Origin of the sequence: Erysipelothrix tonsillarum DSM 14972 (assembly GCF_000373785.1) — a bacterium.
In the GTDB taxonomy this organism is placed as follows: domain Bacteria; phylum Bacillota_I; class Bacilli_A; order Erysipelotrichales; family Erysipelotrichaceae; genus Erysipelothrix; species Erysipelothrix tonsillarum.
The window spans coordinates 353197-366268 of sequence record NZ_KB892378.1; the positions used below are offsets into that span (position 1 = coordinate 353197).

Below are 13072 nucleotides of genomic sequence, written 5' to 3' on the forward strand. Positions count from 1 at the left end.
AGGTATATTATACATCACTTGGGTATCTAAGCCTTTTCCCATGCTCTTTTTGTTATTTTAATCACGTAGTATTTTTGAGTATATGGAATGAAAATTCATGCTTAAAACCCTATAATGATTGTGGGTTAACGAGTTGGGAGGTTATTTTATGATTCAATTCAAGAATATTTCGAAACATTATCATGATAATAACGCATCATTCAACGCACTCGACAATGTTTCATTTAAAATAGAACAATCCGAGATTTTCGGGATTATCGGCGAAAGTGGTGCAGGCAAGTCAACAGCCTTACGCTTAATCAATGGATTGGAAAAACCGGATGAAGGCTCCATTCTTATTGATCAAGTTGATCTTACACCTCTTACTCAGACTGAGTTACGCTCAGTACGCAAAGAAATTGGGGTCGTTTTTCAAAACTACAACCTCCTCAATAATCGCACGGTTTTTGATAACATTGCCTTGCCATTAAGACTTGCAAAGAATAAAGATTGTAATGCTGTATCGGAAGCCCTTTGTTTTGTACGATTAGAATCGAAGATTAATCACTACCCGGCACAACTAAGTGGTGGTGAAAAACAACGTGTTGCGATTGCAAGGGCTCTTGTAACACAACCTAAGATTCTCGTATGTGATGAACCTTCTTCAGCACTTGATCCTCATACAACTAAAGAAATCCTTGAGGTTCTTAGACAGATTAATCAACAATTTGGCACAACAATTGTGATTGTCACGCATGAGCTTGAGGTGGCAAAGATGCTCTGTGATCGTGTTGCGATTTTAGAACAAGGAATGCTTCGTGAAGTCATTCAAGTTAATCAACACGATATCAAATCATCAAAGACCTCGTATGCTGCCCATGCAAAGGAGTATCTGACACAATGATTCAAATTTACTTAGAATTTTTACCAGAATTATTGAAAGCACTCCGAGAAACATTTATTCTATTAGGTTTTTCAGTCCTATCTGCAATCTTAGTTGGATTACCACTAGGCACACTTATTTATCTTACCCGTAAAGATGGATTATTTGAAAATCGGATTGTTTCTTTTATTTTGAATGGTTATGTTGATGTTGTACGTTCGTTTCCGTTCTTATTATTTATAGTGTTTATGATTCCTGTGACCCGATTTTTAATTGGAACGTCACTGGGAACCTACGCAGCTGCTGTACCCATGTGTTTTGTTGCCGCGGCTTTGTATGCTCGGTTTGTGGAACAAGCACTGCTCGATGTCCCTCAAGGGACCATCGACAGTGCCCTATCCCTCGGAGCGACTCCGTTTCAACTTGTTTTTAAATTTCTGTTTGTTGAAGCACGATCCGGTCTTGTTTTAGGCCTCACTTCTTCCATTATTAGTTATGTAAACTATTCTACCGTGATGGGTGTTGTTGGAGGTGGCGGGATTGGTGACTTTGCAATGCGATATGGTTATCAGCGATTTGAGTGGCAAATCATGTATGCAACCATTCTTATTATGATTGTTCTCGTGCTTATAATTCAATTTACAGGAAATAGAATCGCGAAACGTATTGATAAGCGATAAGGAGAAAAGATGTTTAAAAAAGGACTTGTATTATTCACAGCAATGCTCATGCTTACAGCATGTGGCGCAAAGAAAGATCCAAACGACAAGGTGTTAAAGGTAGCATCGCATATGATGCCCATGACGGATGTTGTAGAAATCGCCAAAGAAGAATTGAAGAAGGAAGGTTACGAACTTGAACTCGTAGCTGTATCTGACAATACTCAAGCGAATACTGCACTCAATAACAAAGAAATTGATGCCAACTTCTTCCAACATGTGCCCTTTATGGAAATGTTCAACAAGAGTCAAAGTGGTACCCTTGTTGGAATACAACCCATTTATGATGCAATTGTCGGTTTCTACTCTAAAGATCTAAAAAATATTGACGAACTCCAAGATAATGCAAAAATTGCGATACCTAATGATGCAGTTAACCAAGCACGTGCCCTTCTAATCTTGCAAGATGCTGGACTCATTAAACTTAAAGACGGTGTTCAATATGAAGCAACCCTTAAAGATGTTGTCGATCAGAAAAACTATCAATTTATTGAAGTTGATTTATTAACTTTAAACCAAGCCTATGAAGAAGTCGACCTTGTATTCAACTATCCTACTTATATAAAACAAGTTGGCCTCACACCAAGTGATGCGCTCCTACTTGAAAAATCTGACGGTCATTACGCGATTTCTTTAGTAGCTCGTGAAGACAATAAAGATGAAGCAAAAATTGAAGCACTGAAAAAAGCAATGACAAGTGAAGCTGTACGTAAGTTTTTAACTGAAGAACACAGCGCAACCCTTACACCTGCTTTCTAATTTAAATCATAATAAAACCCTCTTGAAATCCTTAGATTCACAAGAGGGTTTTTATCGTATATGACGGTATGAGTATTAATCTTTGTATGTGATCAACGACCCCTTTACCTCACCACGATCTATAAGAGTTCTATTTTATTTTTACATGTTTCAAGTGTTTCATCATCCCATAAACTTACTTGAACTTCACCAATATGCGCATTACCAAGCAGCAGCATACACATTCGGCTTTGACCAATTCCACCACCAATTGTTAAAGGCAGTTTGTCTTCAACAATCATTTTATGAAAATCATATTTAAGACGACTTTCTTGACCTGAGGCTTTAAGTTGGTATAACATCGCATCACGATCAACACGAATTCCCATGCTTGATAATTCAAGTGCAATCCCTAACGGTTCATGCCAAAATAACAAATCACCATTGAGTGACCAATCATCATAATCAGGTGCTCGATTATCATGGGGTTTTCCGCTCCGGAGCGTGTCCCCAATTTGAATAATAAAGGTCGTGTTATGCTCTTTTACGTATGCATTTTCACGTTCCTTCGATGATAATTCCGGATACATATCTTCAAGTTCTTGACTCGTAATAAAGGATACATTGGGATCAATCATAACATCCACATCTTGATACTTAGTATGCAATCGACTTGATGTCTCAACAATTGCATTCACAATGCTTTGGACGGTTTCTTTTAAGTAATCAAGGTTACGTTGTTCACGTGAAATAACACGCTCCCAATCCCATTGATCCACATAGATTGAATGGATGTTATCCAATTCCTCATCTCTGCGAATGGCGTTCATATCGGTATAAAGGCCATTTCCTTCTCTAAAGTCATATTGATGTAACGCCATACGTTTCCATTTCGCCAAGGAGTGTACTACTTCACCCTCTGCATCCAGTGAGGGAACGTCAAATCGAACCGGTCGCTCCACACCATTTAAGTCATCATTTAAACCAGAATTTCGTGCCACAAATAAAGGCGCTGAAACTCGTTTTAATTTTAAACTCCCTGTGAGCGCCTCTTCGAAGCAACGCTTGATAAAACCAATCGCGGTTTGAGTGTCATACACACCCAGTCTTGATTGATACCCTTCTGGTACCATCGTTTTTTTCATATAAACACCCCTTATCATCTGTTTGTACTGATGATAATTTTACCATACATAGGTATGAAAAACTATGTAATACGGCGATTTAGAGTATGGTTTTTATTGAATCTTTATTCAGCGTTAAACGATTGTGACGCCAGCAAATAAAGAGAACTGTTAACGGTACGGAAGCCATCATTCCTATCGATCCCGCCAAGGCTTGCACCACTTCTACTGAAAACCACAAACTGTTTATAATATAGGTTCCGCTTCGCTGATAAAGGTTTAAAAGCAGAATCGAAGGAAGTGCTCCCCCGGTGTATGCCAAGACTAAGGTTGTAATCATCGTTGAGATTGCATCAACACCGATATTCATCCCAGCTTTAAAAAGTTCTCGTGTTTGCAACCCGTCATGGACTTCAATTATTTCACGCATTGACGATGCAATTGACATGGATATATCCATGATCGCTCCCAACCCACCAATCATCACAGCTCCAAAAAGAATATGATTCACGTTAAATGGTTGTTCACGATTCATCATTGCGATAAAGGCATATTCCTCAGAAGCAGCACCTTGGACTTTTAAAAATTTCATAATCATCCAAGCCGCGAAAACGGCTATAAGGACACCACCCAAAGTACCCACAGTCGATGCTAGAGTTTTTTGAGAAAAACCCGAAAGGGTTATAAACGACAAGAGTGTTATGCACGTTGAAACCAGCATTACAAGCATAAACATTTCTTGTTGAGCGATAATTCCCGGAACAAAAACTGTTATGACGACAAATGCGGTTGAGGCAAAGGATACCAGCGTTTTCATCCCTTGACGACGTGCAATCAATAATAACAAAATACTAAAGCATGCTAGTACAATCTGAACTCGCATACTACGAACCGGGCCGTGAAGGGTGTACTGCATTCCCTGTTCACCACTGGTTTGATTTAGAAGAACCGTATCTCCTTTTTGTAATGGTAACAGAGCCTGTACCGTATTATCACTTAAAGACTGCTCAACAGTTACAGTCTTATTGAGATACGGAAATGATTCGGAGTAAACCTCTAAATACAGATCCGTCATCTTGGACTCCTCATTCTTTTCATGTCGAATTTTAGTTACAACCCCTTTGTACAATACATCTTGTTTTCCATCAAGAGATTGTGCCATGACAGCGTGACTTTGATAATACTGCCCCAGCATTGCGCATCCAAGTAATAGAATAACAATGACGAATTTAGGAGCATGCTTACGCATTAGTATTCACCTCCAAGAGTGAAATTGTAAATTGTCATTGGGTTTTCACGACATGGAGCACTCCGTCCATCCACATCACATCGCATATTCCATCCGTTACCCCAATATGCACCTCCGGTACCAAATGTTACCGAACGATCCCATCGTTCAAACGCTGCTTCAATCGAGTCATCACCAAGATAATAAACTTCATGATGTAAGTGTGGTCCCATGGACAATCCAGATGAACCCATTTGAGCTAATACCGTTCCCCCGGAAATAACATCTCCCGGCGCAACACGAACACTTCCTTCCATCAGATGCGCAAACATCGCACCATACACGACACCGTTGGTTTTAAAAATCATCGTTACATAATTTCCAAACCCACCATTGCATGAGTCGTTTGGATACGATCCATAGGTTGGACATCCACCATTGACAGCTGTAATAAGACCCGAGCCTGGTGCAAGAATGTCTAAGCCCACAGAACCTGTGAGAGAAGCCAAATCAACGCCCATATGATGACCACCCCAAGGATAGGTCCATGTCCCAGCTGAAACCCAATATCCTGGTTCAACCGGTCTTATAAACCCGTGTGTCGCTTCTAAATTTGAAATACGATTGAGCGAACGGCTATCTAGTTGAATCTTTTCTTGTAACTCATCATATTGTACTTCTAGAGCTTTATTTTTTTCCATTAACGATGCAATCGTTGTTTGTACTTTCTCCATATACGTCTTTTTAATGGTTTCTTGTTCTTGAATCAATTTCTTTTTGGTCTCTAATTCTTTTTCCTGATGTTTTAAATGACTTAACTCTAAATCATAGACACGTTTTGCTTCTAAGAGTTTATTTACAGTAACATCGTTGCTCTCCTTAATTCGTGCCATGCCTTCAACACGCCGGATGAGTGAGACAAAATCTTCAGATGCAAATACAAACTCTACAAGTGGATCCACATAAAGAAAAGACTGTGAAGAAGCCATATTGCGCTTAACTTTTTCATTAAGAACATCAATTTCCTTTTGATAGACATCAATGTTCGCTTGAGTTTGCTTTAAATCTTCGTTGATCAATGCGAGAGAATCTTTGAGTTCCGTTGCCGTTTCTGAAAGTGCTTTGATTTCTTCTTGATATACACGAATAGTCTCCTGCTGTTTTTCAATCGACGCATTAATATCATTCTGTTGGTTTTCAATCTCAACAAGTCGTGTCTCTGAATGCTTTATTTTTTCATTCAAATATTCTGTAAATTGACCGCATAATGCTTCATGTTCACGCGATGCCTGACCCGAGCATAAGTCATGAAAATATGCTTCGTCTTTAGCAAAGTCTTTTTCAGAAATAGCATGAACTGACGTAACGGTAAGAAAAAGTGCAAGTACAGTTAGTATACTTACACTCCTTCGTCCTTTCATCATTAGAGTGATAACCCTTCAACGAGACTTTCTAAATTTTCATTCATGACTTTAAAATAATCATTCCCCGCATCCAAGTCTTGCTTCGATAAGTTTTCAAGCGTATTGAGTTTTAAAATTTTAACTCCAGTTTCTTTTGATATCGTATTCAATAATTTATCATTACTCAAAGATTCCATATATATCGTTTTAATCTGTTGGTTTTTAATATATTGAATCGATTCATCCACTTGTTTTGCGGTTGGCTCACTGCTTAATAAACTTCCCGCAATAGCAACTTGTTCAATGCCATAAGGCTCCAACATATACCCATAAGCGGTGTGATCCACGACGACTTCTTTATTCGGAACGTTACTGAGTTGTGTTTTAAAATCGTTATTGAGCGCTTCAAATTGAGCACCATAATGTTTAAAGTTATCTTCGTAGTATGTTTTATTTTCAGGGTCTACCGCAACAAATGCATCTTTAATGTTCTTCATTTGTTGATAGGCATTCATGGGATTCATCCAAATGTGCGGATCAAAATCACCATGGTCGTGGTCGTGACCTTCATGGTCGTGGTCATGTCCTTCATGATCATGGGCATCATGAAGTTCAATACCTTCACTTGTATCCACAACCTTTAATTTATCATTTTTTACACTATTCAAAGTTTTAGGTACCCACCCTTCAAATCCAGCTCCGTTAATGATGAAAACATCGGATTCTTGGATACGGATAATATCCTTAGCACTTGGTTCATAACCGTGTGCTTCTCCACCTTCGATAATATTTTCAACTTCGACCTTATCGCCACCTACTTTTTGTGCAAAATCATAAAGTGGATAGAAACTCGTAATCACTTTTATTTTCTCTGAAGATGTTTCCTGCGGTGCTTGACACCCCACTAACATCATCATGATTAACATTACCAATCCTATTTTTTTCATCTTTTTTCCTCACCTTCATTACTCACTACACTAATAGAATATGCGCTTTATAAATTAAAACCTAAGCTCATATATTTGTTTTAAATGCAAAACGTTTGCAACAACAGAATAACTTTGTTCACTGAATTTGTCAATTACTTTGTTCTTTTTATTTTATATTTTACGAATTATTCTATAAAAAAAATCGAGTTTAGTCTCGATTTTTCAATATTCTGCTTCGTAAGTATAATTAAAAATTTTCATAGGGTTTTCGCGACAGGGTGCATCATGATTATTCATCTCACAGCGTTTTTCCCAGCCGTTACCCCAATTGGCACCCCCGGTACCAAACGTTATGTTTCCATCCCAACGATCGTATGCTGCTTCAATACTATCATCACCTAAATAATATATCTCAAGATGCAGATGGGGTCCTGACGAAAGACCCGAAGATCCCATCGTTGCGATGACATCCCCCGCTCTTACAACTGAGCCAGGCGCTAATCTGAATGAGTTTTCTTCTAAGTGTGCAAAAAGAGCTCCGTAGATTTTTCCATTCACGCTAAACATCATTGTTAAATAATTACCCCATCCACCATTACAATTTCCGCGTGGATATGAACCATATGTGGGACATCCCCCTTGAGTTCCCGTTATTACCCCGGATCCGGGAGCAAGAATTTCCAGACCAACGCGTGCATCAACATGTGCAAGATCGACACCCATGTGGCGCCCTCCTTTTGCATAATGCCAAGTCCCCGTTGATACCCAGTACTTTGTTTTGATTGGTCGCACAAACCCATTCTCGTTAGGTAAATTTTTCAAATCCAAAAATAATTTGTTTTCAAAAGACATTTTTTCTTGTACTTCTTTACTTTGGTCTTCCAAGACTTGATGCTTCGCCATTAAGGACTGAACTAAATCGCGAACCTCCATCTGATAAACTTTAATATCATATTCTTCCTTTTTAACCGATGCTTCTTTGGATTCCATTTGTTCTTTTTGCGAAAGCAAATGTTCTTTTTCCTCATCAAATTGTTTTCGAGCTTGAATTAAATCATTTACGACACTGTCATTACTTTGTTTAATCCGGGTCAGACCTTCCATACGACGAATTAAATCCACAAAATCGGCAGCGCCAAAAACAAATTCAATATAATTATTCACATATAAAGATGATTGAGACGCACGAATATTTAATTTAACCTTCTCTTCCAGTACTTTAATCTTCTTCTCAAAAACTTGAATCTTTGCTTCCGTCTCGACAATATCCGCTTCAATCAGTTTAATACTCTCCTGAATCTCTGTAACGCGTTCCTTTAATACGATAATTTCCTTTTGATAGGTTTCGAGCAATTCATTATTATCTTCTATTTCCTCTAAAACGGTCTCTTTTTCTTCTCGAATTCTTCTTAACAACGTTTCGGAATCTGCAAGTTTATTATTGATATACTCGGTAAAACCTGCACACGTGTCTTGATTGTCCCGTGCCTTCGAACTTGAACAAAGCTCATGGTAATATGCTTCATCACTGGAATAATCCGGTGTAGAAAAAGCATAAACCGGCTGAATACCCACTAAAGCCAAAGCCACGATAATACTTACAAATTTTTTAGTACAAGAATGCATGAACACTACTCCTCCACATTAAAAAAAGTGTGAAACTTTCGTGAACATTATAGCACACTTCAAGAAAAAACGACTGCCATTGGCAATCGTTACTTTTCAATATAAATCGATTTTAACGTTTCAACATCAGCTTCACTTAATAAAAGTCCCTCTTTAATATACGTGTCAAAGTCTCCATAAATTTCTACAATGGCATCCCATGCTTCTTGTAAGTAACTTTGATCTACAATCATATAGCCTCTTATATTATCAACCTGCTCGTCACTTAAATTTTCTTTTTCTTTAAATCCTCTTAGATCCTTTTCCACAAGATCCGCTGTTAGTGTATTGGTTTGTAAGTAATCCTTAAAAATTGCTTCATCACTTGCACCTAATACTTTTAGAATTTGTGCTGCTGCAAAGCCTGTACGGTCTTTACCTGCTGAGCAGTGGAAGTATAGTGATCCTTCGGTATTGGCTAACAGATACTGGAAGAATTTTCGATACTTGTCACGTGCGTAAGGACTTTCTACAAAAATACGATTCAGTCCTCGCATATGTTCTGTTGAAACTTCCTTACGATATTTTGTTGCCATTGTTTTCGGGTCTGCATTCTGTTGAGCTTGTGTCATAATATCCAATTGAATATCCTCAACACCCTCGATGACCATATTAGGCTTTGATTCAATTTCTACATCTGAACGTAAATCAATCACAGTCTTTAATTGATACTCATCCTTTAATGTATCGATTGTTTCTTGATCAAGATCACTTAAGGGACCCCCTCTAAGAAGCTTATGGACTTTTACCGTTCCTTCCGCAACCTTAATACCACCCAAATCTCTAAAATTACGTATTGTGTTATGCATGCGCAAACCCTCCTTATAACGTATTATAACCGAAAGCGTAAAACTTCCCCTATAATGACATAAAATGAGTCATTTACGGAATAAAAAAAGCACCGTATAAAGGGTGCTTTAAAGATATTATTTTGCAGGGCAATTAAAATCGCCTTCGGATGCTAGTGCAGCTTTTACTGCATCAACACTTAAATCTTTTTGATCAAGAACAATTTTTTGTCCTGATTTTTTAAGGTATGAGAAATAGTCTTCGAGTTGAACCCCTTCAGCTACCGCAAGATCTACGGTTGTTTTTACGGTTACGGCTGTATCGGATTTTTCATACTCAAAAGTAACACCATTTGTAACTTTTGATTCCGCAAATTGTTTATAAAGATCATCATAAGTATTCATTTGCGTTGTTTTATCCATTTGGATTACTGTTTCTTCTTCTAATCCAACTACTTCTGAGTTTTTCACATCTAATTTAAGTGTTCGTTTAACACCATCTGCATCCACCGTACATGTGTTTTTATCTGCTGAGCATCCTACAAGTACAAGTGATAATAATACTGCTACAATTATTTTTTTCATTTCCTTCTCCTTTTAACCGCATAAATCATATCATAATTTTATTTTAACGTAAGGGTAATTGTCGAATTATCAAGCATTTTTCAAATTACCTCAGCAAAACTGTGATTTTAAAGGTAATTTGTGAATTTATAGAAGATTCTATTCCAATTGCATATATTTACTTGATTCACAGTATTTCGAAAACTATGATACTTCCAAAAGGCATCGTCTCTATGGTAGTACAGTAGGGGTATGCGCATCCATAAACAATCCATTTGTTTCAACGTGGCCCTTATCCATATCTTCATCAGTGATGATAGTGTAATTTGTGTCTCACCCGAATAAAAAGACCTCACCGGCTCTAAACAGCCGAGGAGGCCTCGAATTAAGTTACTTAGTTTGAGCTGCACTCATTCGTGCAATTGGCACACGATATGGTGAGCAAGATACATAATTGAATCCGGCATCACGGAAAAATTTCACGGAACGTGGATCGCCACCATGTTCACCACAAATGCCTATTTTAAGATCCGGTTTCACAGAACGTGCTTTCGCAACCGCAAGTTTAATCAGTTGACCGACACCTTCTTGGTCAAGTGAAGCAAAAGGATCGTTTTGATAGATTCCTTTTTCATAATAACCTTTTAAGAATGTTCCGGCATCATCACGGGAAAAACCATACGTCATCTGCGTTAAATCATTAGTTCCAAATGAGAAGAATTCTGCCTGCTCCGCAATCTTATCTGCCATTAAACAGGCACGCGGAAGTTCAATCATCGTTCCAATACGATAATGGACCTCGACTCCTGATGCTTCAATAAGTTTATCCGCAAGCTCACGAATACGCGTTGCAAGATAGTTGAATTCATTCACATCACCCACAAGTGGAATCATAATTTCAGGATTAACATGATGTCCTTGTTTATTCACATTAATCGCCGCTTCAATTAATGCCCGTGTCTGCATCAAAGCAATTTCAGGATATGTGACAGCAAGACGACATCCACGATGTCCCATCATTGGGTTATATTCGTGTAATGACCGAATAACTGCTTTAATTTCCGCAACACCCAAATTCATGGTTTCCGCCAATTCTTCAATTTCTTGTGTTGTACTTGGCATAAACTCATGAAGAGGCGGATCCAAGTAACGAACCGTTACACTTCGATTTTCCATAACGGAGAAAATGGCTTCAAAATCTTTTTGTTGAATGGGTAGAATTTTTTCAAGGGCGGCTTCACGTTGCTTCAGTGTACGACTTAAGATCATTTCACGCATGGCACGAATACGATCGCGCTCAAAGAACATGTGCTCGGTTCGAATTAACCCAATCCCTTTTGCACCAAACCCAATCGCTGTTTTCGCATCATTTGGGGTATCAGCATTGGTATAAACATCAATTGGACTTAACTCATCCGCCCATTCCAATAACGTTTCAAATTCATGGGACATGGAAGCCTCTTGCGTTTGTAGACGCCCTTGATAAACGCATCCAGTACCACCATCGATTGATATTTCATCGCCAATCTTATAACGCTTTCCATCAATAATACAACTGTTGTCTTCATTTACCTGTACATCACTGCATCCCACGATGCATGATTTTCCCATCCCGCGTGCCACAACGGCAGCATGTGAAGTCATCCCTCCACGACTCGTGAGAATCCCTTCCGCAAGATGCATGCCTTCAATGTCTTCAGGTGACGTCTCAAGACGCACAAGAATAACAGGTTTTCCTTTTTCGGTGAACTTCACAGCAGTAGCTGCATCAAAAACAATCATGCCACTGGAGGCTCCTGGAGATGCTGGAAGTCCTTTCGCAATAGGCTCAATGGTTTTAAGTTGTTGTTCATCAAATTGGGGATGTAGCAAACCATCAAGAATGGATACATCCACATTATTAATCGCTTCTTGTTTTGTAATGGTTCCTTCATGCATCATATCGTAAGCAATCTTTACAGCTGCTTGTGCCGTACGCTTACCACTCCGCGTTTGCAACATATACAGTTTACCTTTTTCAATAGTAAATTCCATATCTTGCATATCATGATAATGCTTTTCAAGTTTATCGGCCAATGCTTCAAATTCGTGGTATGCCTCCGGTAACGTCTCCGCAAGTTTTGAAATGGGGAGCGGCGTGTGTGTTCCGGCTACGACATCTTCACCTTGCGCATTATATAAAAATTCTCCATAGAGTAAATGTTCTCCGGTTGCTGGGTTGCGAGAAAATGCAACACCGGTTGCACAATCTTTCCCTCGATTTCCAAATACCATTTCTTGAATATTAACCGCAGTCCCCCAAGAATCCGGCATATCATGCATTTTACGGTAATATTGAGCCCGTGGATTATTCCAACTTCTAAAAACAGCTTCCACGGCATGAACCAATTGTTCTTCGGGTGATGTAGGGAATGGCTCTCCTACTTCTGCAAGATACGTTTCTTTTAAACGTTGAATCAATTCTTTCAATGCAATCACACTTAAGTCATGATCACTATCGACACCGTATTTATGTACAATCAGGGCAATATCTCGATCCATAATCGTCTTATCAATACCCATAACAACATCAGCGTACATTTGAATTAAACGACGGTATGAATCGTAGGCCATTTTTTCATTATCTTTCGCTAAAGCCTCAACAACTTCATCGTTCAAACCCAAGTTGAGAACCGTGTCCATCATCCCTGGCATTGAAACGCGAGCGCCACTTCGAACTGATACAAGCAGTGGTTTTTCCGAACCACCAAACGTTTTTCCCGTCAAAGACTCAAGCTTTTCAAGATTCGCAAAGATCTCATCAAGAATTGTTTGCGAAATCGCATGATCTTCTTCGTAATAATTCAAACAAGCATCCGTACTAATCACAAAACCTTGTGGTACGGGCAAACCTAAATTCGTCATTTCTGAGAGATTCGCTCCCTTTCCTCCAAGTGTTGCACGCATTTGTGCACAACCTTCAGAGAACATATAAACATATTGCATATTGAAAAGCCCTCCTTATACATCTTTAATTATACCTTGTAAGCGCTTATCTGTGGGGTTCCAAATC

Annotated in this window: 11 protein-coding genes; 3 read left to right on the forward strand and 8 right to left on the reverse strand. The window is 38.7% G+C overall.

The features are described from left to right. The first annotated feature begins 148 nt into the window (after positions 1-148). From B096_RS0105260 to B096_RS0105270, 3 genes are read left to right on the forward strand one after another with little or no spacing between them, the layout of a single operon-like run. On the forward strand, positions 149-883 hold the full coding sequence (locus tag B096_RS0105260) for a methionine ABC transporter ATP-binding protein (RefSeq protein WP_018579711.1): 735 nt from the start codon (positions 149-151) through the stop codon (positions 881-883). Continuing rightward, on the forward strand, positions 880-1542 hold the full coding sequence (locus B096_RS0105265; protein WP_018579712.1) for a methionine ABC transporter permease: 663 nt from the start codon (positions 880-882) through the stop codon (positions 1540-1542). Before B096_RS0105260 ends, B096_RS0105265 begins: the two co-directional genes overlap by 4 nt. A gap of 9 nt (positions 1543-1551) precedes the next feature. Beyond that, positions 1552-2340 (forward strand): MetQ/NlpA family ABC transporter substrate-binding protein, encoded by a 789-nt coding sequence (locus B096_RS0105270; RefSeq protein ID WP_018579713.1) that lies wholly within the window; start codon positions 1552-1554, stop codon positions 2338-2340. 119 nt (positions 2341-2459) lie between these two features. On the opposite strand, the gene asnA is transcribed toward B096_RS0105270, so the two are convergent. From asnA to ppdK, 8 genes are all read right to left on the reverse strand, one after another. Continuing rightward, a complete protein-coding gene (asnA, locus tag B096_RS0105275; protein ID WP_018579714.1) occupies positions 2460-3464 on the reverse strand; it encodes an aspartate--ammonia ligase in 1005 nt (334 codons plus the stop codon). Positions 3465-3543: 79 nt separating this feature from the next. Further along, positions 3544-4692: a YibE/F family protein gene (locus tag B096_RS0105280; protein WP_018579715.1), complete on the reverse strand. Its 1149-nt coding sequence runs from the start codon at positions 4690-4692 to the stop codon at positions 3544-3546. Beyond that, a complete protein-coding gene (locus B096_RS0105285; protein ID WP_018579716.1) occupies positions 4692-6095 on the reverse strand; it encodes a murein hydrolase activator EnvC family protein in 1404 nt (467 codons plus the stop codon). Before B096_RS0105285 ends, B096_RS0105280 begins: the two co-directional genes overlap by 1 nt. Beyond that, the gene (locus tag B096_RS0105290; RefSeq protein WP_018579717.1) at positions 6095-7021 is read right to left on the reverse strand and encodes a metal ABC transporter solute-binding protein, Zn/Mn family; all 927 of its coding nucleotides are present in this window, start codon (positions 7019-7021) and stop codon (positions 6095-6097) included. Before B096_RS0105290 ends, B096_RS0105285 begins: the two co-directional genes overlap by 1 nt. Before the next feature lie 204 nt (positions 7022-7225). Next, positions 7226-8629, reverse strand: coding sequence for a murein hydrolase activator EnvC family protein (locus B096_RS0105295; RefSeq protein ID WP_018579718.1), 1404 nt, complete (start codon positions 8627-8629; stop codon positions 7226-7228). Positions 8630-8718: 89 nt separating this feature from the next. Then, entirely contained in the window at positions 8719-9477 is a 759-nt protein-coding gene (locus tag B096_RS0105300; RefSeq protein ID WP_018579719.1) for a tyrosine-protein phosphatase, read from the reverse strand. 117 nt (positions 9478-9594) lie between these two features. After that, positions 9595-10041, reverse strand: coding sequence for a hypothetical protein (locus B096_RS0105305; RefSeq protein WP_018579720.1), 447 nt, complete (start codon positions 10039-10041; stop codon positions 9595-9597). A gap of 369 nt (positions 10042-10410) precedes the next feature. Beyond that, positions 10411-13005, reverse strand: a complete 2595-nt coding sequence (gene ppdK, locus B096_RS0105310) for a pyruvate, phosphate dikinase (RefSeq protein WP_018579721.1) — start codon at positions 13003-13005, stop codon at positions 10411-10413. Positions 13006-13072 lie beyond the last annotated feature (67 nt).

Excerpts from the sequence above, each read along its gene's own strand:
- asnA (WP_018579714.1), bottom strand. The coding sequence starts at position 3,464 with ATGAAAAAAACGATGGTACCAGAAGGGTATCAATCAAGACTGGGTGTG.
- B096_RS0105270 (WP_018579713.1), top strand. The coding sequence starts at position 1,552 with ATGTTTAAAAAAGGACTTGTATTATTCACAGCAATGCTCATGCTTACA.
- B096_RS0105260 (WP_018579711.1), top strand. The coding sequence starts at position 149 with ATGATTCAATTCAAGAATATTTCGAAACATTATCATGATAATAACGCA.
- B096_RS0105265 (WP_018579712.1), top strand. The coding sequence starts at position 880 with ATGATTCAAATTTACTTAGAATTTTTACCAGAATTATTGAAAGCACTC.
- B096_RS0105295 (WP_018579718.1), bottom strand. The coding sequence starts at position 8,629 with ATGCATTCTTGTACTAAAAAATTTGTAAGTATTATCGTGGCTTTGGCT.
- B096_RS0105300 (WP_018579719.1), bottom strand. The coding sequence starts at position 9,477 with ATGCATAACACAATACGTAATTTTAGAGATTTGGGTGGTATTAAGGTT.
- B096_RS0105305 (WP_018579720.1), bottom strand. The coding sequence starts at position 10,041 with ATGAAAAAAATAATTGTAGCAGTATTATTATCACTTGTACTTGTAGGA.
- B096_RS0105280 (WP_018579715.1), bottom strand. The coding sequence starts at position 4,692 with ATGCGTAAGCATGCTCCTAAATTCGTCATTGTTATTCTATTACTTGGA.
- B096_RS0105285 (WP_018579716.1), bottom strand. The coding sequence starts at position 6,095 with ATGATGAAAGGACGAAGGAGTGTAAGTATACTAACTGTACTTGCACTT.
- ppdK (WP_018579721.1), bottom strand. The coding sequence starts at position 13,005 with ATGCAATATGTTTATATGTTCTCTGAAGGTTGTGCACAAATGCGTGCA.
- B096_RS0105290 (WP_018579717.1), bottom strand. The coding sequence starts at position 7,021 with ATGAAAAAAATAGGATTGGTAATGTTAATCATGATGATGTTAGTGGGG.